The following is a 20,596-nucleotide window of genomic DNA, read 5'->3' as shown; positions in this document are numbered from 1 at the left end:
CTGTGTCCCCGACCCCCGGCCCCTCCTGTCGCATCTCAGCGCTCGACACCCACGACATCCGCTTCCCCACCTCACGCGAACTCGACGGCTCCGACGCCATGAACCCCGACCCCGACTACTCGGCCGCCTACGTCGTCCTGCGCACCGACGCGCCGGACGGGCCGGAGGGGCACGGATTCACCTTCACCATCGGGCGGGGCAACGAGGTCCAGGTCGCCGCGATCGAGGCACTGCGCGGGCATGTCGTCGGCCGGTCCGTCGACGAGCTGTGCGCCGACCCGGGGTCCTTGAACCGGGACCTGATCGGGGACAGCCAGTTGCGCTGGCTCGGCCCCGAGAAGGGCGTGATGCACATGGCGATCGGCGCGGTCATGAACGCCGTGTGGGACCTGGCCGCCAAGCGGGCCGGCAAGCCCCTGTGGCGGCTCCTCGCCGACGCCGACCCCGAGTGGATCGTCCGCCAGATCGACTTCCGGTACCTCACCGACGCGCTCACTCCAGAGGAGGCGCTGCAGATCCTGCGCCGGGGCCGGGAGGGGGCGGCGGAGCGCACCTCTCGGCTGCTGGAGCGCGGCTACCCCGCCTACACCACCTCACCGGGGTGGCTCGGCTACGACGACGACAAGCTCAGCCGGCTCGCCGCCGAGGCCGTCGCCGACGGCTTCCGGCAGATCAAGCTGAAGGTCGGTGCCGATCTGGAGGACGACGTACGCCGCTGCCGTGTCGCCCGCTCGGTCGTCGGCCCCGACATCCGCATGGCGATCGACGCCAACCAGCGCTGGGACGTGGAGGAGGCGATCCGCTGGACCAAGGCGCTCGCCGAGTTCGACCCGTACTGGATCGAGGAGCCCACCAGCCCGGACGACGTCCTCGGCCACGCGGCGATCCGCGAGGCCGTCGCCCCGGTGAAGGTGGCCACCGGCGAGCACGTCCAGAACCGGGTCGTCTTCAAGCAGCTCCTGCAGACCGGCGCCCTGGACGTCGTCCAGATCGACGCCGCCCGCGTCGGCGGGGTCAACGAGAACCTCGCCGTCCTGCTGCTCGCCGCCAAGTTCGGCGTCCCGGTCTGCCCGCACGCGGGCGGTGTCGGACTGTGCGAACTCGTCCAGCACCTGTCGATGTACGACTACGTCGCCGTCACCGGCACCACCGACGACCGCGTCATCGAGTACGTCGACCATCTGCACGACCACTTCCTCACCCCGGTGGTGATCCGCGAAGGCCGCTACACGGCACCCACCGCGCCGGGCTTCTCGGCCGCCATGCGACCCGAGTCGATCGCGCGGTACACGTTCCCGGGCGGCGCCTTCTGGGCCGCCGACCTCCAGACGCAGAAGAAGGGGCACGCGGCATGAGCGACTTCGACGGTCTCAAGGCGCTGGTGACGGGAGGCGCCTCCGGCATCGGCCGGGCCGCGGCCGAACTCCTCGCCGCCCGCGGAGCCCAGGTCGCCGTACTCGACCTGAACCCGTCGTCCGTCGACAAGCCGCTGCTCGCCTTCCGCGCCGACGTCACCGACGACGCTTCCGTACGCGCGGCCGTCGCGGCCGCCGTGGCCGAACTCGGCGGCCTGGACGTAGTGATCAACAACGCCGGCGTCGGCGCCCAGGGCACCGTCGAGGACAACGACGACGCCGAGTGGCACCGCGTCATGGACGTGAATGTCGTCGGCATGGTCCGAGTGGCCCGCGCCGCCCTGCCGCACCTGCGGAACTCGTCCCACGCGGCGATCGTCAACACCTGCTCCATCGCGGCCACCGCGGGGCTGCCGCAGCGGGCGCTGTACAGCGCGACCAAGGGTGCCGTCCACTCGCTGACCCTCGCCATGGCCGCCGACCATGTGCGCGAGGGCATCCGCGTCAACTGCGTCAACCCGGGTACGGCCGACACACCCTGGATCGGCCGCCTGCTCGACGCCGCCCCCGACCCGGCCGCCGAACGCGCCGCGCTGGAGGCCCGCCAGCCCACCGGCCGGCTCGTCTCCGCCGCCGAGGTCGCGGGCGCCATCGCCTACCTGGCGAGCCCGCTCTCCGGGGCCACGACCGGGACCGCGCTCGCCGTGGACGGCGGCATGCAGGGCCTGCGGCTACGGCCGGTGGGCCGGTGAGGCGGCTCGGCGGCAGCGGCGTCGAGGTCAGCGAGCTGGCCTTCGGAGCCGCCGCCATCGCCAACCTCTACACCGAGGTCGGCGAGGGGCAGGCGTACGAGGCGGTGCACGCCGCCTGGCAGCGGGGCATCCGCTACTTCGACACGGCACCGCACTACGGCCTCGGCCTGTCGGAACGCCGCCTCGGCGCGGCCCTGCGCGAGCGCCCCCGCGACCGGTACACCATCTCCACGAAGGTGGGCCGGCGTCTGGAGCCGTGGGACGAGGGCGGCGACGACCTGGGCAACGGCTTCGCCGTCCCCGCCACCCACCGCCGGGTCTGGGACTTCAGCGAGGACGGCGTACACCGCACCCTGGAGGCGAGCCTGACACGGCTCGGCCTGGACCGCGTGGACATCGTCTACCTCCACGACCCCGACGACCACGCCGAGTGGGCCTTCCGCGAGGGCTATCCGGCGCTGGAGAAGCTCCGCGCGCAGGGCGTCGTCGGCGCGATCGGCGCCGGCATGAACCAGGCGGAGATGCTCACCCGCTTCGTCCGGGACACCGACGTCGACGTGGTGCTGTGCGCCGGCCGCTACACCCTGCTCGACCAGCGGGCCCTCACCGAACTGCTGCCCGCCGCCCAGGCGCGCGGTACGTCGGTCGTGATCGGCGGCGCCTTCAACTCGGGCCTCCTGGCGGATCCGAAGCCCGGCGCGACCTACAACTACGCCACCGCGCCATCCGATCTGCTGGACCGGGCCCTGCGCCTGAAGTCCGTCGCCGACCGCCACGGCACCACCCTGCGGGCCGCCGCCCTGGCCTTCTGCGCCGCGCATCCGGCCGTCGCGAGCGTTCTGGTCGGCGCCCGCTCGGCGGCCGAAGTCGTCGACTGCGCCCACCAGTTCGCGGCTCCCGTGCCGGCCACCTTCTGGCAGGAACTGCGCGACACCGGCCTCCTGCCGCCCGACGCCCCCGTCCCCGCCGAGGAGCAGTGATGAGAGTCGCCCTGCACACAAGGGTCCGCGCGGACCGCGTCGCAGAGTACGACGCCGCGCACCGCGAGGTCCCCGGGGAGCTCACCGACGCCATCCGGGCCGCCGGGGCCACCTCCTGGACCATCTGGCGCAGCGGATGCGACCTGTTCCACGTCCTGGAGTGCGAGGACTACGGCCGCCTCCTCGCCGAACTGGAGAAACTGCCGGTCAACGTGGCCTGGCAGGCCCGCATGGCCGAGCTGCTGGAGGTGGCGCACGACTACTCGGGGGCGGGTGCGGACGCCGGCCTGCCCGTCGTGTGGGAGCTGCCGTGACGGTCGTCGACGCCCATCACCATGTGTGGGACCTCGCGGTACGCGACCAGGACTGGATCACCGGCCCCGCACTCGCGCCGCTCCGGCGCGACTTCACCGTGGCCGGCCTCGCCCCCGAGGCGCGGGCCGCCGGAGTCGACCGTACGGTCCTCGTCCAGACCGTCACCGTGCCCGAGGAGACCCCTGAGTTCCTGGCCCTCGCCGCCGAGCACGAGCTGATCGCGGGTGTCGTCGGCTGGACCGACCTCACCCGTGCGGACATCGCCGAGGAACTGGCCCGGCTGCGGGAGCTGCCGGGCGGGCCGTACCTGAAGGGCGTCCGCCACCAGGTCCAGGGCGAGCCGGACCCGCGGTGGCTGCTGCGCCCGGACGTACGGCGCGGACTGGCCGCCGTGGCCGACGCCGGGCTGGTCTACGACCTGGTGGTGCTGCCGCACCAGCTGCCGGCCTGCGTCGAGGCCGCCGCGGGCCATCCCGGCCTGACGTTCGTCCTCGACCACCTCGGCAAACCGCCCATCGCCGCCGGCGAGCGAGAACCGTGGGAGACCTCGGTCCGCTCCCTGGCCGCCCTCCCCAACACCGTCTGCAAGTTCTCCGGCATGGTCACCGAGGCCGACCCCGCCGCCTGGACGGTCGAGGACCTGCGCCCGTACGCGGACGTGGTGCTGGAGGCGTTCGGCCCGCGGCGCCTGATGTTCGGCTCGGACTGGCCGGTGTGCACCTTGGCCGCGTCGTACGCGCACGTGCTCGCCACGGCAGAGGAGTTGACGAGCCCGGCGGATCGCGCGGAGATCTTCGAGCGGACCGCCGTCCGGGTCTACGGTCTGTGAGCCGCGTCCGCCAACCGCGTGGGCGGCAGATACTCCCGCACATACGTCCGCTCCCAGCACGCGCCCGTCTCCCGCAGCTCACGCCAGGTCGTGTAGCGGTAACGGAAGAGACGGGCGCGGATGTGGCGCGGCGGCGCGTCCGGGGGGAACGGCGAGCGGCGCAGCAGCTTCAGTGTGTCCCGGTCGTTCTCCAGAAGCCGTTCCACGAGGGCGCCGAACCACGACCCGGCGTACCCGGGTGACAGCGCGGCGAACCACATCAGCCAGTCCAGTCGCAGGTGGTAGGGCGCGAACTGGCGCGGCCAGCGCCGGGGATCGCCCGGCTTGCCCTTGAACTCGTACTCACGCCAGTCCGAGTCCGGCCGCGGTACCTCGTCGGCGGTGCCCTCGATCACCACCTCGTACCGGATCCTGCTGACGCTGCCGAACGCTCCGTAGGTGTTGACCAGATGGAGCGGGTCGAAGGAGCGGTTCATGACCTGGCGGCGGGAGATCATGTTGGCGACCGGGTGGTAGCTGAGGAACAGCAGCAGCGCGGCGACCGCCAGGACCACGACCTCGTACCACAGCGGCGCGTCCGGCACGGACGGCGGATCGCTCGGGAACTCCACCGCCGACAGGGCCAGCACGATGGTGATCCAGTTGAGCCAGGAGAAGTTGCCCGACAGGACGAGCCACAGCTGGGTCACGATCATCAGGGCGGCGGCGGCCGTGGCGACCGGCTGCGGGGTGAACAGGGCGAACGGCACGACGAGCTGGGTGACGTGGTTCGCGGCCACCTCCACGCGGTGCAGGGGCCTGGGCAGATGGTGGAAGAACCAGCTCAACGGCCCCGGCATCGGCTGCGTCTCGTGGTGGTGGTCCAGGCAGGTCAGCTTCCGCCAGCAGGCGTCGCCCCGCATCTTGATCAGGCCTGCCCCGAACTCCACCCGGAACAGGATCCAGCGCAGCAGGAAGAGCACCACGATCGGCGGCGCCACCTCGTCGTTGCCGAGGAAGACGGCGAGAAAGCCGACCTCCAGCAACAGGGACTCCCAGCCGAACGAGTACCAGGTCTGGCCGACGTTGACGATCGACAGGTACAACACCCAGGGCAGCAGCCACAGCAGCATGGCCCCCCACAGCGGCACCACCGAGTCCAGCCCGGCGAGCAATGCCACCGACACCGCGCAGCCCGACCATGCGCAGAAGGCGAAGAAGCGGTCCGAATAGCGCAGTTGGAACAGGCTCGGCGCGGCCTTGAAGGGCACCCGTTCGACGAAGCGCGGCACGGGCAGCATCCCGCGCTCGCCGATCAGGGCCCGGAACTGCAGGGCCGCCGTCAGGAACGCGACGAGATACACCCCGGCCAGGGCCCGCTGGAAGACCAGCCGGCTCGTCCAGTACTCGGGCGCGATGAACCAGTCCACGGCCGTGTGCTCCTCGTTTCCAGTGTCGCGCCCGAGACGCGTGTGACTCTCCGTATACCACCTCTCCGCTTGCGTAACCCGAGCGAGTGAAACAGACAATTAGTGACGAAAACGTCGAAACCGTTGGGAGGGTGTGGTGCGGACATCCAGTGCGGTCGTCGTCGCGGCCTGCGCGCTCCCGGCGGCCCTCGTCGTCGCCGGCTGCGGCGGCAACGCGGTGCAGGGCACGGAACCGGCCGCGGAAGTCCTCCTCGAACCCGCGGCGGCCAAGGGGCCGGACCCCTTCACCGACACCACGGCGGTCACCGGAGCCACCCCGCCCCCGACCGCCCGGACCCCGCAACCGCCACGCTCGGAGCACAGCGGCCCGCGGACCCTGTCCGGCGGAACGCCCGGCCTCTACGGCGGCACCCGGGGTGCCGGCAGCTGTGACGTCGAGCGGCAGATCGGCCATCTCATGTCCGACCGGGGCAGGGCCCAGGCCTTCGCCCGGGCCGCGGGCATCTCCGCGGCCTTGGTACCCGGCCATCTGCGGAGCCTGACCTCGGTCGTGCTGCGCGCCGACACCCGGGTCACCAACCACGGCTTCCGTGACGGCCGCGCGACCGGCTACCAGTCCGTCCTTCAGGCGGGCACCGCCGTCCTCGTCGACCGCCACGGCGTGCCGCGGGTGCGCTGCGCCTGCGGCAACCCGCTCACACCGGCGGCACGCCTGCGGGGCGAGCCCGGCACCAGCGGCCGGCCGTGGTCCGGGTACCGGCCGGGCCAGGTGATCGTGGTGGCCCCCGCGCCCCAGGTGATCACCGGCCTCACGATCATCGACATCGCCGACCACACCTGGATCGAACGCCCGACCGGTCATCGGGGCCACCGCCGCGACCACGCCCTGCCACGGCCCAAGCCGCCGCACCCGCACGACAGCGCCACCGGCACCTCACCCGGCGAGGAGGGCCGGTTCCCCGAAGACGAGGGCGCGTCCCGGTCCGGCGCACCCACCTCCCCCTCCGACGAGCGCACCTCCCCGAAAGAGTCGCCGGCCGACTGCGTGACCCCGACGGCCACCGCCACCCCGGGCACCACCGACCCCCCGCCGGCCGAGAGCGCCTCGGACACCTCGGCCGGACCGGTCCCCGCCCCCTCCGGCTGCCCCACGGCGACCGGTACGGCCCCGTCCGCGGCGGCCTCCCCCGACCGCGTCCCCAAGCCGCCCGGGAAGCCCAGCGCTCACGGGACCGGGACCGCCCCCGGGTCGTCCCCGAAGTCCTCCGATCCGGCGGAGACGGGCACCGGGGCGATGCCGGAAAGCCCCGACCTTTCGGACGGCGGCGGGCTGATCCCCGATGCCCCGGAGACCTCCGGCAGCATCTTCGGCAGCCCCACCGACGTCTTCGACGGGTGACGGACGCGGCTGGAGAGGCACCGGGGGGCGGTGGGAACAGTTCTGTCGCCCCGGTCGAAGAATCCGGCAAATCCTGGCAAGGTGGCCCCATGGTTGATCGGGGAGCGAGCGCCCTGTCCCTCCCGGACGACTGGCCCGCCCACCCGGACCCGATCCTGGCGCTCAACCGCATGGGCAGCTTCGACTGGGACCTGGACAGCGGTCTGCTCCACATGGACGCCCAGGCCCACGAGGTCTTCGACCTGCGCCCCGACGAATACGACGGCAACCCCGCGACCCTGGCGGTCCGGGTACCGCCGCCGGAGTCCTACCGGCTCGACGGCCTGGTCTCCCAGGCGCTGAAGGACGGCAGCGAGAACTACGGTGCCTACTTCCGCATCCGCTGCCGCGACGGCACCCTGCGCTGGACCCACACCCAGGGCTACATCCGCCGCGACGAGACGGGCCGCCCCCGCCGCATCGTCGGCATCGTCCGCGACGCCACCGAGGAACTCGCCGAGAGCGAGGAGCGGGGCGAGCAGACCGCCGAGGACGAGGCTCGCCGGCAGCAGACCAGCGTCGTCCAGCTCACCACCGCCGCCCTCGCGCACGCCCGCACCGTGCAGGACGTCATCGACGTCCTCAAGGACACCCACGGCATCACCCACCTCGGCGCCACCAGCCTGGTGATGGGCCTGGTCGAGGCCGGCCGCATCCGGCTGGTCGCCGAGGGCCCCGCGGGCAGCTTCGTGCCCGGGACGCTGGTCACCCGGATCGACGAGCAGTACCCGATGAGCGAGGTCGTACGGACCCTGAGCCCGCGTTTCATCGAGTCGCCGGAGGAGTTCGCGGCACGCTACCCGATCCTCTGGCCGCACATCACCGACCTGAACATCACAGCCGCCGCCTACATGCCGCTGATCGCCCAGGCCCGGCCCATCGGCGCCATCGGCCTGCTCTACAGCGACCGCGACGGCTTCTCCACCGAGGACCGCAACGTGCTCGTGGCCCTCGGCAGCAGCATCGCGCAGAGCCTGCAGCGGGCCATGCTCTACGAGCAGGAGAAGGACCTCGCCACCGGCCTCCAGCAGGCGATGCTGCCGCGCACCATCCCCAGCGTGCCCGGCGCGGACGTCGCCGTGCGCTACCGCGCGGCAGGAGCGGCGGGCTCCCTCGGCCGGGACATCGGCGGCGACTGGTACGACCTCATCCCGCTGCCGGGCGGCCGCGTCGGCGCCGTCATCGGCGACGTCCAGGGCCACGACACGCACGCCGCCGCCGTGATGGGCCAGCTGCGCATCGTCCTGCGCGCCTACGCCGCCGAGGGGCACACCCCGGCCACGGTGATGGCCCGCGCCTCCGTCTTCCTGCACGAACTGGACACCGACCGCTTCGCCACCTGCCTGTACGCGGAGGCCGACCTGACCACCGGCGTCGTGCAGGTCGTCCGGGCCGGTCACATCGACCCGTTGATCCGCGAACCGGGCGGCGCCTGCCGCCGCGTCCCGGTCGAGGGCGGGCTGCCGCTCGGCCTGTCCGCGGAGTTCGGGCGTCTGGAATACCCCGTCAGCACGATCGAGCTGGACTCCGACCACACCCTCCTGCTGTGCACCGATGGCCTGGTCGAGCAGCCCGGCGCCGACCTGGACGACGGCATGCAGGCCCTCACCGCCCTCATCGCCACCGGCCCGCACGACGTACGGGAGCTCGCCGACCGCCTCATCGACGTCGCCGAGGAACGCGGCGGCGACGACGACGTCGCGCTGCTCCTGCTGCGCCGCCGCGTCCTGGACGCCCCGCAGTCCGGCGGCCGCCTCCAGCAGCATGTCGCCCCCGGTGACCCCGAGGCCCTCACCGGGGCCCGGCACATGATCCGTGCCGCCGTGCGTGCCTGGGACGCCGCCGAACGGGCCGACGAGATCGAGCTGGTGGCCGACGAGCTGATCACCAACGCCCTGATGCACACCGAGGGCTCCGCCATCGTGACCCTGCGGGTCCTCACCGGCTCCGAGCGGCGGCTGCGCGTCGAGGTCGAGGACTCCTCCAGCGCGCTGCCACGCCGCCGGGAGGCGGGGGAGTCGGGGGTCTCCGGCCGCGGTCTGCTCCTGGTCGACCTGCTGACGGACGTGTGGGGCGTGGAGGCCAGGGGCGGCGGCAAGGCGGTCTGGTGCGAGTTCGTGGTCGCGGAGCGGCCCTGATGGCGTTGCCGGTGCCGGGTGGCACTCTGGACGTATGCCGGAACTCCCCGAGGTCGAAGCGCTCAAGGACTTCCTGACCGAGCACCTGGTGGGCCATGAGGTGGTCCGCGTGCTGCCCGTCGCGATCAGCGTCCTCAAGACGTACGACCCCCCGGTCACCGCTCTGGAGGGCCATCAGGTCACCGCCGTGCACCGCTACGGCAAGTTCCTCGACCTCCAGACGGCCGACGGTCCCCACCTGGTCACCCATCTGGCGCGGGCCGGCTGGCTGCACTGGAAGGACGAGCTGCCCAGCGGCATGCCCCGCCCCGGCAAGGGCCCGCTCGCGCTGCGTGTGGCCCTGGAGACCGGCGCCGGCTTCGACCTCACGGAAGCCGGCACCCAAAAGCGCCTCGCGGTGTACCTGGTGCGGGACCCGCAGCAGGTGCCCGGCGTGGCGCGGCTGGGACCCGACCCGCTCGCCGACGGCTTCGACGAGGGACGCTTCGCCGCTCTGCTGAAGGACGAGCGCCGTCAGATCAAGGGCGCCCTGCGCGATCAGAGCCTGATCGCCGGGGTCGGCAACGCCTACAGCGACGAGATCCTGCACGCGGCGGGAATGTCCCCCTTCAAGCTGGCGTCGTCCCTGACGGCCGAGGAGACGGCGAGGCTGTACGCCGCCCTGCGGACGACCCTCACCGAGGCGGTCGAGCGCTCGCGAGGGCTGGCGGCCGGGCGGCTGAAGGCGGAGAAGAAGAGCGGCCTGCGTGTCCACGGCCGCACCGGTGAGCCCTGCCCGGTGTGCGGCGACACCATCCGCGAGGTCTCCTTCAGCGACTCCTCGCTGCAGTACTGCCCGACCTGCCAGACGGGCGGGAAGCCGCTGGCCGACCGGAGGCTGTCGAGGCTGCTCAAGTAGTCCCCGCGCCGGAGCCGGGCGCCCTCGTCACCGGGGCTTCAGGGTCACCAGATGCTCCCCGCCCGACGTTCTCACCTCGTAGCGCACGATCTCGTCGGAGTGCATCGCCGTGGCGCCCGTCATGGTGTCCTCGCGGGCGTCGTGGTCGGCCGCGTGCCAGCTGGTCACGGTCTCCTCCGAGCCGTCCCGGCCGACGGCGACCAGATGGCAGGCGCGCGGACCCGCGGCGTCCTTCACCTTCAGCTGCACCTGGCTGCCGTACAACTCGTCCTCGGTGGTGACCTGCGCCCACACGCCCGAGCGCGCGTCCGTCGCCTGGACGACCCGTGCGCTCCCCCCGTCGTCACCGCTCGCCATGATCGCGGCGGTGGGGCCGGCGAAGGCGAACACCACGGAGGCGGCCACGGCGTACAGGGTGCGCCGGCGGCGGGCACGATGGCGGGCCGCCACCGATTCGAGCAGCCGGTTCAGCAGCTGCGGGCCCGGTTGGGCCATGGGGTGCACGAACCGGGGCGTGGACCGCCGGTACAACATCAACTGGCGGGTGACAGGCCCGAACTCGGTCACGTGTGCCGCGCAGCGCGGGCACTCCATGAGGTGGTCCTCGAAGCGGAACGCCTCCGCCTCGTTCAGCACGCCGAGCGCGTACGCGGCGACGTCGCGATGCCTCTCCAGGGACCTCATGCCGAATCCTCGTGCCGTTGGGTGCGGGGTGGGTTACTCCTTGCGCCCACTGGTACGCACCAGACAGTCGAATCACTCAAGCCACGCACCGAATCGCAACCAAAGGATTCGGAGCGGTCGGGCCCGAGGATTGGTCCGAGGCGGAAAGAACTTAAAAAAGATGGATGGCGAGGTGCCCGAGCGGCAGCCCCAGCTGCCACGCCGGGGTCCACACCTTCGGTCCCTCGTCCTCGCCGACCAGCGCGCCGCCGCCCGGAACCGCGTTGAGATCGGGTGCGAGCAGCTCGGTCTCCTGCAGCCAGCGCCAGGCCGCCTCGGCCAGCTCCAGGTCGGGTGCGGGTCCGCCGGCCTCGACCGCCTCCGCCGCGAGACCCGCCATGCGCTCGCCCACCCAGTCCTGCCACGGCTGGTCGTACGCCGTCAGCGAGAGCCAGGTCTCCAGCTGGGTGACGACCCGGATGCCGGAGAGCTCGCCGTCGGTGTCGGACAGGAAGATGGTCAGCGCCAGGGCGTCGCGCCCGGCGCGGAACTCGAAGGACGTCGGCGGCATCAGATCGCCGGTGCGCAGCAGCTCGTCGGCGATGTACTCGGCGTACAACCACGCCATGGGGACGGCCAGTTCACCGCCGCCGGTGCCGTCCGTGCTCTCTTGACCTCTGTGCAGCATCCCTTCCTGCCTTCCTCCGGTGAGTGCGTCGCCCGACCCGGGGCCCTTGGGCCCTGGGGCCCAATCCGGAACACGGATGAGGACAGCCGATTACTCAACCGGTGTCTTCAGCAAGGCGCTTTACGGAGGTTTGACTCAGCCATTGGTTTCACCGCAGGTCGGCCGCGTATCCCGGAAGCACCCTGCGCAGGGCGCGCAGCGCGTAGTAAGCGCGGGACTTCACGGTACCGGGCGGGATCCCCAGGGTTTCCGCGGCCTCCGCAACACTCGCCCCTTGGAAGTACACGAGCACCAGGACTTCACGGTGCTCGGGAGTGAGTGTCTTCACAGCCTCACGGACGTCCAGCACCTCGGCGGCCCGCTCGGCGTGGTCGGAGATCACCCGGGCGTTCTCCAGGATCGCGTCGCCGACCTCCGGCGGCCGTGCCTGCCGGGCGCGGCGCGCGTCGATCGCGAGCCGCCGCCCGACCGTCATGAGCCAGGGCCGCACGGACTCGAAGTCAGCCGCGCGCAGCGCCTCGGGGTGCTGCCAGGCGCGCACCAGGGTCTCCTGCACGAGGTCCTCGGCGCGCTGCCGGTCGCCGTCGCAGAGCCGGAGCAGGAGCGCGAAAAGGGGCCGGCCGTGCTCGCGCTGCAGCGCGGCGAGCTCGTGCTCGGCGGTCGTCGTCCCTTGGGGCAGGGTGGTTCCGGCCGTCATGGCCGTATGGCATCGCAGGCGGCCTTTCCGGGACAGGGCGCGCACACGGGTCTGCGGCGGACGGTCGATCGCGTCGACGAACGGTTCGACGAACGGTCCCTTCCGCCTGCGTCGGCCGGTGAACGGTCGGTTCCGCCTGGGGCGGTACGCGGACGGGCTAACAGAAGTGGCCGGATTGTTTGCGATCAGGTCCAGATTCATACCTATTGGTGGGTAAATAAGACCATCCGGGGTGAGTTGATGATTGCACGCAGTCGACTTGCGGCCCTCGCTCTGACGGCCGCCCTCGCCGCAGGCGCCGCCTGCCAGGCCAACAACCACAAGGGTCCGGGGCATCCGGGCGCCTCCGCCGACCCCCGCGGCTTCACGCTCGTCGCCTCCGGCGACATCCTCCCGCACACCTCGGTCATCGACCGCGCGCGCTTCGACGCGGGCGGCTCCGGCTACGACTTCCGCCCGATGCTGGCCGGTGTCGAACCCGTCGTCTCGCGGGCCGACCTGGCGCTGTGTCACATGGAGACCGTCTACGGCGAGGGCGGCCAGTACACCGGCTACCCCACCTTCAAGTCCCCTCCGGAGATCGCCCGCGGGGTCGCCGCCACCGGTTACGACGGCTGCTCCACCGCCTCCGACCACAGCCTCGACGACGGGGCCGCGGGCATCCTGCGCACCCTGAACGCCCTCGACAAGGCGCGGGTACGCCACGCGGGAACGGCCCGCACCCAGGGCGAGGCGCGTGCCGTCACGGTGCTGCGGGCGGGCCGCGCCAAGGTGGCCCACCTCGCGTACACGTACGGCGTCAGCGGCTTCCCGCTGCCCGCCGGGCAGCCCTGGGCCGTCAACCTCATCGACGAGGGCAAGATCGTGGCGGACGCCCGCGCCGCCCGCAAGGCCGGCGCCGACGTGGTCGTCGTCTCGCTGCACTGGGGCACCGAGTGGCAGGACGAGCCCGACGACCAGCAGCTGGCCCTCGCCCGCTCCCTCACCGGCTCCCGGACCGGCGAGCGCCCCGACATCGACCTGATCCTCGGCACCCACGCCCACGTCCCGCAGGCGTACGAGAAGGTCAACGGCACCTGGGTGGTCTACGGCATGGGCGACCAGGTCGCGGGCGCGATGTACAACCACCAGGGCGTGCAGGATCCGCGCGGCAACCAGTCCACGCTCGGCCGCTTCACCTTCGCGCCGCCCGACCGCGCCGACGGGCGCTGGGAGGTGACCAAGGCCGAGTTCATCCCCCAGTACTTCGACATCGACGCCGGCCGGGTGGTCGACCTCAACCGCGCGATCGACAAGGGCGCAGAGCTGAACGGCGTACGGGACCGGATCCGCGACGTCGTGCTCAGCCGGGGGGCGGCGGAGGACGGCCTGGTGATGGGGGAGTAGGGGAGCGGGCTCAGTCGACGTCGACGTGGTCGAAGGTGCGCACCATCTCGGTCAGCACCCGCACGCACGCCCGCACCTCGGCGTCGGTCAGTCCGCCGCCGACCTGCCGGTTGAGGGTGTGCTCACGGGCGAGTACGGCCGTGATGGTCGCCGCGCCCGCCTCGGTGAGCCGGATCAGGGACGAGCGCTGGTGCGCCGGGTTCGGGATGGTCTCCACCCAGCCCCGGGCGGCCGCGTCGTTGACCATGCGCTGCACGAACTGCCGGCTCAGCGCCTGGGCCCGGCCCATCTGGGGAACGGTCATGGGCCCGTTCTGGCGCAGCAGGTTCAGCACGGCCCGCACTCCGGCGGACGCCCCCTCGATGGGTTCGGCCAGCTCCACCTTGCGCGCGGCGGTCCGGTAGAGCGGGCCCACGAGGTCGAACACCGCGGTGAGGCGATGGCCGAGCTCATCGGGCGGGAGTGGTTCCTCGGTTTCGGTCACCAGCCCATCATGACACCTGGGTTGCCAAAGTGGGCCCAGGATGACACCTTGGTTGTCATGACAGTCGACGAACTGAGCTTCTTCGCCTCTGCCGACGGGGACCTGGCCTACCGCGACCTGGGAGCCGGGGACCCCGTGGTACTGCTGCACTCCGGCTACGCCGACCATCGCGTCTTCGACGACCAGATGACGGCCCTGGCCGCCCACTACCGGGTGATCGCACCCGACGTGCGCGGACACGGCTTCTCGGCCAACGCGAGCCGCCCGTTCCGCTGGGCCGACGACCTCGCCGGACTGCTCCGCCACCTCGACGTCGGCCCCGCGGCCCTGGTCGGCCTGTGCATGGGCTCGGCGGTCGCGACCGACACCGCGTTGGAATACCCCGAACTGGTCCGCGCGGTCGTCGTCAGCGGAGCCGGCACCAGCGAGTTCGAGTTCACCGACCCGGGGACGCTGGAGCACGTGGCCGAGGCCGCCCGGCTGCTGGCCGCCGGCGACGTCGAGGGATGGCTCGACCACTTCGCGCGGGGAGTGGCAGGCCCGCACCGCACGGTGGACGAGGTCGATCCCGAGGTCGTCCACCGGCTCCGGGAGATGGTCGCACACACGCTCGCCAAGCACACGCCCGGCGAACAGGAATGGCACGTGCCCCTGAACGACACCTGGCCGCGCCTGCCGAAGATCGACGTCCCCGTCCTGGCCGTCCACGGCGCCCTCGACGCACCGGACAGCATCGCGATGGCCGAACGCGTCGCCCGCACCGTGCCCGACGGCCGGTCGCTCACCGTCGACGGCGTCGGGCACTACCCGAACATGGAGAAGCCACAGGTCTTCAACGAGATCGTGCTGGAGTTCCTGCGAACACTCTGACGCACCGCCGGGAGCCCACGGTCGCCGAACTGTGCGCGGCGGCGCCCCAGTCGGGGCGCGCGGGATCTCACTGAACGTCGCCGTCTCCCGCTCGGTCTTCGAAGGGGGCGCCCGTGTCGACGCCGGACCGGTGCTGCGACCGTGGCGCCCCCTGCTGCTGTTCTTCTCCAAGTGGTGGCAGCCGGAGGCCCTGTACCGCTCCAACGCCGAGTACCGGCCGCACTGGTGCCCCGCTTCATCCGCTACGGCAGGGCCCTTACTCGCCGTATCGGCCGTGCCTCCGCCATCGCCGAACAGGTCGTCTCCGTACTCCAGAGCAGTTCGGCTCGGTACTTCGCTGAGCAGACTCCGCAGAAAAGGGCACCCGAGGAACGGGTCACGTCCCGCCACCACTCAGGGACTGCCCTCGCCGGCGGCGCTCGGCCCCGAAGGAGGGGATGGGGCCGGGGCCGCCGGACCAGGTGCCGGCCTGCCCCAACAGGTCCGCATCCGGCACCGCGCCTTCGACCGGCTGCGCGCGGACGCCCTGGACCGCTGCCCCGTAGGCATACGCCCCGCACCACGCCCCGGCCGACGTCCGCGTCGTCGACCACCAACTCGCCCTCACCCGCGGGGAGACCGGCCCGGCACGGCCTCGACCGCCTCACCACCGCCACCGCCACCGACACCGACATCGGCGGGGGTGACCGAGTCCCCTCCTCGGCGAACGCCGCTGCCTCGCCCACCCCGAGGCCGAGGTCCGCATGCGCTACCTCGACCTGGTCTCCGGCCCGCCGCCCGCGGCTGACCCCACGTCACAAGTCAGGCGCGGCCGCCACCCGGGCTCGGCCGGTCGAGCGTTTTCCTGCCGCCGTCCCGGTGCCGCCGTGGTCCACCGGTCCCTCCCCGGGCGACTGATGAGTCATGACGAAGGATCAGTCGCTCACAGGTCCGCTCACGCGGCGCCGCGCGCTGCTCGCCGGTGCCGCCGCCGTCGGAGCCGCCGGCGCCGCCGGACTGTTCACGACGATCGCGGGCGAGAAGCCGATCCGGCCCGCCGCCCCGGCCGCGGGCCCGCAGGCGCACCGCGCGCTCAAGCCCTCCGCCTATCGACTCCAGCCCCTGACGGGATACGGCCCGCCCCGTACAACGCCCCGCCGGCCCCTCGTACGGCGCGCGCCGTTCCTGCGGGTGTCCGGACGGGGCCGCACCATGGTGCTGACCTTCGACGACGGACCCGACGCCCGGTACACCCCCTACATCCTGGACATCCTGCGCGAGTACGACGTACGCGCGATGTTCTTCGTGTGCGGCGAGATGGTCGCCGACAACAAGGACCTGCTGGCGCGGATGGCCGACGAGGGCCATGCGGTCGGCAACCACACCTGGTCCCACCCGCTGCTCACCCGTCTCAGCCGCGCCCGGATCCGCGCCGAGATGGAGCGCACCAGCGACATCGTCGAGGCGGCGTACGGCGATCGCCCCCTCTGGTTCCGGGCCCCCTACGGTGCCTGGAACCGTGCCGCCTTCCAACTCGGCGCCGAGCTCGGCATGGAGCCGCTGGCCTGGACCGTCGACACCCTCGACTGGATGGCGCCGGGCACCCGCACCATCGTCGACCGGGTCGAGAACGGCGCCGCCCCCGGCGTCGTCGTGCTCTCGCACGACGCCGGGGGCGACCGCTCCCAGAGCGTCATGGCGCTGCGGTCGTACCTGCCGCAGCTGCTCGACGCCGGATACTTCGTCACCGTCCCCGAACGGAAGTACGCCTGACGGGCGGTCGCGCCGGCTTTCGCCGGCCCGGTGCGGAACGTTCAGCGCACCTCGACCAGGCTGGCGAAAGCGACGACGTTCCCGTCATAACCGTTCTGTTTGGAGAAACCGCCACCGCACGTGATGACCCGCAATTCGGCGGTGCCTTTCGAGGCGTAGACCCGGTCGCCGGGGAAGTTGTTCTTCTCGAACACCTCCACGCCGTAGATCTCGAAAACAGCCGTCTTTCCGTCCTGCCGGACGACCTCGACGCGATTTCCCTGCCTGAGGGAGCCGAGCCCATAGAACACCGCGGGCCCCTGAGCGTTGTCGACATGGCCGACGACCACCGACGTGCCCTTCTCGCCGGGGGACACGGAACCGGTGAACCAGCCCGCCAGGTTGGGATCCTCGGGCGGCGGAGCGCCGATCCAGCCGTCCATGTCCAATCCGACCGGGATCATCGGCGCGTCGACCTGGATCCCGGGAATCCGCACCCGTTCCGGCATGGCGTACGGCAGCGGCCGCGCGGCCGCCGCGAAGACGCCGCCCGGTACCCGGCTGTCCGGGGCCGCCGCCGAGGCGGGCTGCGGCGGTCCCGTGTCGAACTCCCCCGAGCCATTGCGAATGAGCGCGAGACCGGTCAGCAGAACAAGCGCTATCACGCCCCAAGGAGCATGCTTCTTCCGCCGCTCCTCCTCTTCGGCCTGCTCGGACCCATACATTCGGCTTCCCCTCTCGACGCGGCCGTCGCCACGTCAATCGCGCATAGGAAAACGCTAAGTCGCGCGCCGGGAACCGGCGACGGGGCGGATGCGAACGGGTGGCCCCCTTTTCACCGGTGAGCCATCCGAGTTGCCGCCGGCAGGAAAATTCTGACGGTCCGTGACCTGCGGCAATATCGGATTGTGGGCTCATCGGTCGGCGTGTCCTCTCACCAGGACGGACCATCGCCGAAATGCGGCCTCGCGCACGTCATCTGAGGGTCTTTCTGGGAGGCGCTTTCTCGCCGATCGACCGGGGACGGTTCCCGGGGCGTCTTCCGCGGAGGATCACATGCGTACTACTCGTGCCCTGGCGGCCGCTGCCACCGCGGTCGCCGCCCTCGGCCTCGCCGCCCCGGCGGCACAAGCTCGGGACGGCATGCCCGTCGGCCCCAGCAACATCGTCGCCATGCCCAGCGTCATCGCGCGCGGCGGGCAGCTGACCATCACCGTCGACGGCTGCCCGAGAGGCGGCACGGCGACCTCGGACGCCTTCCGGCCCACCCGGCTGTTCCCGGTCAGCGGCAGCACGGCCAAGGGCACCGCGACGATCGACCGGCACGCGAGGCCGGGTGCGCACAGCATCACGGTCCACTGCGACGGCGCCGGCCGGCCCCTGACGCACCCCAACGCCTTCACCGTCATCGGCGGTGTCAGGGGCGGCCTCGGCGGCAGCACCTCCACGGGAGCGACGCCGACCGACATGGCCATCGGCGCCGGGCTCATCGCCGTGGCCCTGGTCGGCGGCGGTGTGTTCTGGATGCGGCGGCGCTCGGAGAGGCAGATCTGAGGGGCTGTCCGGCGCAGACGGAGGCACCCGGACCGCACGTGGACACACCTTCGCCCCGGCCCCCTTCGCGGGGGATCCGGGGCGAAGCCGTGTCCGGGCGGTGCCGACGGGCCCGGTCAGCCGCCGTCCTCGCCGCCGCGGCGCCGGGAGAGGTGGTACGCCGTCCCGAGCGAAGCCGTGATGAGCGCGGCACCCAGCCCGATCTGCTTCAGGTTCAGGTCGGCCAGGCTGCCCCCCTCGCCCGCCTGGACGCCGTGCTGCCGGTAGTCGGGCACCGGGCTGACGTGCCGGCCGCCGGCGATGGTGAGGTCGACGTCCTGCCAGAACGTGCCGCAGTGGAAGGACACCTCGTACACCGCACCCGGTTTGGCGTCCCAGTCGACCTTCACCCTGGCCGTCGTGTACCCCCGCGGGATGATGACGGTGTCGAAGACGCCCGAGGACACGCTCACGCTCTTCTCGCAGCCGGTCGCGCGCAGCGTGACCCGGCCACCGGGGGCGACGGTGGAGGGCAGGACACTGACTCGGAAGCCGTCGGACTCACCGCTCGCCTGCGCGGCGGGGGCGGTCATGACGAGGGCGCTGACGCCCAGCAGTGCGGCCGAAGCAACGCGTATCGCGCGCATGGTGTTCCCTCCGGGTCCCCGAGGAGCTGCTGCGGACCTTCTTCCGCTCGTGTCGGGCATGCACCTCGATGATCCGAACGCTAGGAAGACGCGCACCCGCGCGCGATCGCTGTCGTGCGAATGGGGCACAGGTGTGGGCCGCTCAGGGGAAGCCGCTCCCACCACCGGGGGACCGGCACGGCGTGGCGGCCCGCACATCGGGTGCGTCGCCGCGTGCCCACGCCCCCCGGTCGGCGCGCCGGCTGAACCCGTCAGCCCTTGATGTGCGGGAACAGATCGAAGAAGGGCTCGGCCGACGCCGTGACGCCCCGGCTGTACGGAGCGTCGAAATCCCAGATGAGGAAGAGCAGGAAGGCGATCAGCGCGGAGAACACACCGGCGAGGACCAGCTCACGGGGCGTGCGCCGGATCTGCAGGGCGAAGATCATCCCGATGGTGACGACGCCGCCCGCGATGAGCCCGAACCACACCACGCCCGGCATGGTCTCGCCGGTGGAGTTCGCGCGGGCGATACGGGCCTGGTCGGCGGCGGTCACCTGGTCGAGGAGCGGCTGGTAGGCCTGGGCCTCGAAGTCCGTCCCCGGCTGGTAGTCGGTGACGTCCTCACGGATGCGCTGCAGGAGCGCGGTGCCGCGTTCGGTGACCCGGCCCTCCTCGGACATCGTCTTCCACTCGGTGGTGACGACGTGTCCGACATAGGCGTTGACATCGTCCCGAATGCGGTCGCGGGTGTCGGCCGGATAGACCCGGACGCGCTCCGAGATCTCGTGCAGCGCCGTGGCCTCCGCCTGTACGTGGTCCTGCGCGGCGCTGCGGCCCTCCCACACACCGGCGATGGCCAGGCCCAGGACGATGGCGTACACCACGCCGATCCACATCGTCATGTACTCGATGACGTCAGGGGTCTCGGAGGGGTCCTCGTCCTCGGGGGCGGTGCGGTGCCGTACGAAGGTGATGATGACCACCACGGCGCAGGCGGCCAGCATCGCGAGGGTGAGAACAAGCCATTCCGGCAACGGAAGCCTCCAGGGTCAGCGCGGACGCAGTGCGGCGACGGCGACGATCGCGGGTGCCGCGATGAGCAGGACGAAAGTGAGAGGTGACGGCGCGTCGTGCGCCGGGCGCCGGTGCGGGGCGGCGCGGTAGGGCGGGTAGTGCACGGGGGTCGTGGACGGGCTCGGGGTGGGCTTGACCGACGGTTTCGGCGCGGGAGCGGCCGGGGTGGGCGTCGGCTTCGGCGCGGGAGGCGGTGTCGGGGCCGGCCGCGGCCGGGGCGGCGCGGGCCGGGGGGCCGGTGCGGCCGGGGGTGGCGGTGGCGCGGGCCGCGGTGGCTCGGGTTTCGCGGTGGGCGTGGGCTTCGGTGGTGACGGCGCCGGGGGCACGGGGTCCGGAGTGGGTGTGGGTGTCGGCGTCGGGGTGGGTGTGGGTGTGGGTGTCGGCGTCGGTGCCGGGCACTGCGGAGGCGTCGGCCAGGTGCGGCTCCCGGCCACCGCCACCGCCTGCGCGCCGTCCGGACCGGTGCCGGCGTACGCGCAGGCGTCGGCAACCGCCACGCCGGCCGGCGCCGCGACCAGCAGCCAGGTCAGCGCCGCCACCGTCAACAACCGTGTCGTCAAGGCGGATTGGGTCGGATCGAGTGCATGCACGACGAAGATCTTCAGGCCGGTGTGTGCTCCGGCACGCCGCAGTGCGGGCGGAATGCCCCGAACGGGCGACGAAAGGCCCTCGATGGTTTGACCGGCGGGCACGGACGTGACTGCCGGGACGTACGCGCGTGCGACGC

At 72.1% G+C, this 20,596-nt stretch carries 22 protein-coding genes; 13 read left to right on the top strand and 9 right to left on the bottom strand.

Annotated features, from left to right (window positions below; genetic code table 11):
* Positions 1-2: 2 nt before the first annotated feature.
* From ACWCPI_RS09360 to ACWCPI_RS09340, 5 genes are read left to right on the top strand one after another with little or no spacing between them, the layout of a single operon-like run.
* Positions 3-1,355 (top strand): L-fuconate dehydratase, encoded by a 1,353-nt coding sequence (locus ACWCPI_RS09360; protein WP_451037534.1) that lies wholly within the window; start codon positions 3-5, stop codon positions 1,353-1,355.
* Positions 1,352-2,107 (top strand): SDR family NAD(P)-dependent oxidoreductase, encoded by a 756-nt coding sequence (locus ACWCPI_RS09355; RefSeq protein WP_451037533.1) that lies wholly within the window; start codon positions 1,352-1,354, stop codon positions 2,105-2,107. The genes ACWCPI_RS09360 and ACWCPI_RS09355 overlap by 4 nt, the downstream gene beginning before the upstream one ends.
* Positions 2,104-3,087, top strand: coding sequence for an aldo/keto reductase (locus ACWCPI_RS09350; protein ID WP_451037532.1), 984 nt, complete (start codon positions 2,104-2,106; stop codon positions 3,085-3,087). Before ACWCPI_RS09355 ends, ACWCPI_RS09350 begins: the two co-directional genes overlap by 4 nt.
* Positions 3,087-3,401 carry an L-rhamnose mutarotase gene (locus ACWCPI_RS09345; RefSeq protein WP_451037531.1) on the top strand — a complete coding sequence of 105 codons (315 nt, stop codon included), beginning with the start codon at positions 3,087-3,089 and terminating at the stop codon, positions 3,399-3,401. The genes ACWCPI_RS09350 and ACWCPI_RS09345 overlap by 1 nt, the downstream gene beginning before the upstream one ends.
* On the top strand, positions 3,398-4,231 hold the full coding sequence (locus ACWCPI_RS09340) for an amidohydrolase family protein (protein ID WP_451037530.1): 834 nt from the start codon (positions 3,398-3,400) through the stop codon (positions 4,229-4,231). Before ACWCPI_RS09345 ends, ACWCPI_RS09340 begins: the two co-directional genes overlap by 4 nt.
* Here ACWCPI_RS09340 and ACWCPI_RS09335 read toward each other — a convergent pair.
* On the bottom strand, positions 4,219-5,640 hold the full coding sequence (locus ACWCPI_RS09335) for a lipase maturation factor family protein (protein ID WP_451037529.1): 1,422 nt from the start codon (positions 5,638-5,640) through the stop codon (positions 4,219-4,221). The genes ACWCPI_RS09340 and ACWCPI_RS09335 overlap by 13 nt on opposite strands.
* Positions 5,641-5,776: 136 nt before the next feature.
* On the opposite strand from ACWCPI_RS09335, the gene ACWCPI_RS09330 reads away from it, so the two are divergent.
* The 3 genes from ACWCPI_RS09330 (at position 5,777) to ACWCPI_RS09320 (ending at position 10,114) form a co-directional block, all read left to right on the top strand.
* Positions 5,777-7,039 carry a DUF6777 domain-containing protein gene (locus ACWCPI_RS09330; RefSeq protein WP_451037528.1) on the top strand — a complete coding sequence of 421 codons (1,263 nt, stop codon included), beginning with the start codon at positions 5,777-5,779 and terminating at the stop codon, positions 7,037-7,039.
* A gap of 89 nt (positions 7,040-7,128) precedes the next feature.
* On the top strand, positions 7,129-9,216 hold the full coding sequence (locus tag ACWCPI_RS09325) for a SpoIIE family protein phosphatase (protein ID WP_451037527.1): 2,088 nt from the start codon (positions 7,129-7,131) through the stop codon (positions 9,214-9,216).
* 34 nt (positions 9,217-9,250) lie between these two features.
* Positions 9,251-10,114: an Fpg/Nei family DNA glycosylase gene (locus ACWCPI_RS09320; RefSeq protein ID WP_451037526.1), complete on the top strand. Its 864-nt coding sequence runs from the start codon at positions 9,251-9,253 to the stop codon at positions 10,112-10,114.
* A 27-nt stretch (positions 10,115-10,141) separates the two neighbouring features.
* Here the strand turns inward: ACWCPI_RS09320 and ACWCPI_RS09315 are convergent, their stop codons facing one another.
* The 3 genes from ACWCPI_RS09315 to ACWCPI_RS09305 all read right to left on the bottom strand — a co-directional run bounded on the left by ACWCPI_RS09315 (position 10,142) and on the right by ACWCPI_RS09305 (position 12,162).
* Positions 10,142-10,798: a zf-HC2 domain-containing protein gene (locus tag ACWCPI_RS09315; RefSeq protein WP_451037525.1), complete on the bottom strand. Its 657-nt coding sequence runs from the start codon at positions 10,796-10,798 to the stop codon at positions 10,142-10,144.
* A 151-nt stretch (positions 10,799-10,949) separates the two neighbouring features.
* On the bottom strand, positions 10,950-11,465 hold the full coding sequence (locus ACWCPI_RS09310) for a hypothetical protein (protein ID WP_451037524.1): 516 nt from the start codon (positions 11,463-11,465) through the stop codon (positions 10,950-10,952).
* A 148-nt stretch (positions 11,466-11,613) separates the two neighbouring features.
* Positions 11,614-12,162 carry a sigma-70 family RNA polymerase sigma factor gene (locus ACWCPI_RS09305; RefSeq protein ID WP_451037523.1) on the bottom strand — a complete coding sequence of 183 codons (549 nt, stop codon included), beginning with the start codon at positions 12,160-12,162 and terminating at the stop codon, positions 11,614-11,616.
* 240 nt (positions 12,163-12,402) lie between these two features.
* Between ACWCPI_RS09305 and ACWCPI_RS09300 the strand changes: the two genes are divergently transcribed.
* On the top strand, positions 12,403-13,548 hold the full coding sequence (locus tag ACWCPI_RS09300; RefSeq protein WP_451037522.1) for a CapA family protein: 1,146 nt from the start codon (positions 12,403-12,405) through the stop codon (positions 13,546-13,548).
* Positions 13,549-13,558: 10 nt separating this feature from the next.
* Here ACWCPI_RS09300 and ACWCPI_RS09295 read toward each other — a convergent pair whose 3' ends face one another.
* A complete protein-coding gene (locus ACWCPI_RS09295) occupies positions 13,559-14,032 on the bottom strand; it encodes a MarR family winged helix-turn-helix transcriptional regulator (RefSeq protein ID WP_451037521.1) in 474 nt (157 codons plus the stop codon).
* Positions 14,033-14,089: 57 nt separating this feature from the next.
* On the opposite strand from ACWCPI_RS09295, the gene ACWCPI_RS09290 reads away from it, so the two are divergent.
* The 3 genes from ACWCPI_RS09290 to ACWCPI_RS09280 all read left to right on the top strand — a co-directional run bounded on the left by ACWCPI_RS09290 (position 14,090) and on the right by ACWCPI_RS09280 (position 16,654).
* Positions 14,090-14,902 carry an alpha/beta fold hydrolase gene (locus tag ACWCPI_RS09290; protein WP_451037520.1) on the top strand — a complete coding sequence of 271 codons (813 nt, stop codon included), beginning with the start codon at positions 14,090-14,092 and terminating at the stop codon, positions 14,900-14,902.
* Positions 14,903-14,933: 31 nt separating this feature from the next.
* Positions 14,934-15,689 carry a phosphatidylglycerol lysyltransferase domain-containing protein gene (locus ACWCPI_RS09285; protein ID WP_451037519.1) on the top strand — a complete coding sequence of 252 codons (756 nt, stop codon included), beginning with the start codon at positions 14,934-14,936 and terminating at the stop codon, positions 15,687-15,689.
* A 116-nt stretch (positions 15,690-15,805) separates the two neighbouring features.
* Positions 15,806-16,654 (top strand): polysaccharide deacetylase family protein, encoded by an 849-nt coding sequence (locus ACWCPI_RS09280; RefSeq protein ID WP_451037518.1) that lies wholly within the window; start codon positions 15,806-15,808, stop codon positions 16,652-16,654.
* Between the two features lie 41 nt (positions 16,655-16,695).
* Here the strand turns inward: ACWCPI_RS09280 and ACWCPI_RS09275 are convergent, their stop codons facing one another.
* Positions 16,696-17,358, bottom strand: coding sequence for a class F sortase (locus ACWCPI_RS09275; RefSeq protein WP_451037517.1), 663 nt, complete (start codon positions 17,356-17,358; stop codon positions 16,696-16,698).
* Positions 17,359-17,689: 331 nt separating this feature from the next.
* On the opposite strand from ACWCPI_RS09275, the gene ACWCPI_RS09270 reads away from it, so the two are divergent.
* Positions 17,690-18,187 (top strand): hypothetical protein, encoded by a 498-nt coding sequence (locus ACWCPI_RS09270; RefSeq protein WP_451037516.1) that lies wholly within the window; start codon positions 17,690-17,692, stop codon positions 18,185-18,187.
* A 116-nt stretch (positions 18,188-18,303) separates the two neighbouring features.
* Here ACWCPI_RS09270 and ACWCPI_RS09265 read toward each other — a convergent pair whose 3' ends face one another.
* The 3 genes from ACWCPI_RS09265 to ACWCPI_RS09255 form a co-directional block, all read right to left on the bottom strand.
* Positions 18,304-18,813: a hypothetical protein gene (locus ACWCPI_RS09265; RefSeq protein WP_451037515.1), complete on the bottom strand. Its 510-nt coding sequence runs from the start codon at positions 18,811-18,813 to the stop codon at positions 18,304-18,306.
* A 251-nt stretch (positions 18,814-19,064) separates the two neighbouring features.
* A complete protein-coding gene (locus tag ACWCPI_RS09260) occupies positions 19,065-19,829 on the bottom strand; it encodes a bestrophin-like domain (RefSeq protein ID WP_451037514.1) in 765 nt (254 codons plus the stop codon).
* A gap of 15 nt (positions 19,830-19,844) precedes the next feature.
* Entirely contained in the window at positions 19,845-20,429 is a 585-nt protein-coding gene (locus ACWCPI_RS09255) for a hypothetical protein (protein ID WP_451037513.1), read from the bottom strand.
* Between the last annotated feature and the right edge of the window lie 167 nt (positions 20,430-20,596).

This window comes from Streptomyces sp. NPDC001920, assembly GCF_053594495.1.
The sequence above is the reverse complement of the archived record's forward strand: the minus strand, read 5'-3'. Positions and strand labels throughout refer to the sequence as shown.

Coding starts and splice junctions, on each gene's coding strand:
- ACWCPI_RS09355 (WP_451037533.1), top strand. CDS start 1,352: ATGAGCGACTTCGACGGTCTCAAGGCGCTGGTGACGGGAGGCGCCTCC.
- ACWCPI_RS09265 (WP_451037515.1), bottom strand. CDS start 18,813: ATGCGCGCGATACGCGTTGCTTCGGCCGCACTGCTGGGCGTCAGCGCC.
- ACWCPI_RS09290 (WP_451037520.1), top strand. CDS start 14,090: ATGACAGTCGACGAACTGAGCTTCTTCGCCTCTGCCGACGGGGACCTG.
- ACWCPI_RS09300 (WP_451037522.1), top strand. CDS start 12,403: ATGATTGCACGCAGTCGACTTGCGGCCCTCGCTCTGACGGCCGCCCTC.
- ACWCPI_RS09275 (WP_451037517.1), bottom strand. CDS start 17,358: ATGTATGGGTCCGAGCAGGCCGAAGAGGAGGAGCGGCGGAAGAAGCAT.
- ACWCPI_RS09315 (WP_451037525.1), bottom strand. CDS start 10,798: ATGAGGTCCCTGGAGAGGCATCGCGACGTCGCCGCGTACGCGCTCGGC.
- ACWCPI_RS09270 (WP_451037516.1), top strand. CDS start 17,690: ATGCGTACTACTCGTGCCCTGGCGGCCGCTGCCACCGCGGTCGCCGCC.
- ACWCPI_RS09345 (WP_451037531.1), top strand. CDS start 3,087: ATGAGAGTCGCCCTGCACACAAGGGTCCGCGCGGACCGCGTCGCAGAG.
- ACWCPI_RS09320 (WP_451037526.1), top strand. CDS start 9,251: ATGCCGGAACTCCCCGAGGTCGAAGCGCTCAAGGACTTCCTGACCGAG.
- ACWCPI_RS09305 (WP_451037523.1), bottom strand. CDS start 12,162: ATGACGGCCGGAACCACCCTGCCCCAAGGGACGACGACCGCCGAGCAC.
- ACWCPI_RS09325 (WP_451037527.1), top strand. CDS start 7,129: ATGGTTGATCGGGGAGCGAGCGCCCTGTCCCTCCCGGACGACTGGCCC.
- ACWCPI_RS09310 (WP_451037524.1), bottom strand. CDS start 11,465: ATGCTGCACAGAGGTCAAGAGAGCACGGACGGCACCGGCGGCGGTGAA.
- ACWCPI_RS09280 (WP_451037518.1), top strand. CDS start 15,806: ATGACGAAGGATCAGTCGCTCACAGGTCCGCTCACGCGGCGCCGCGCG.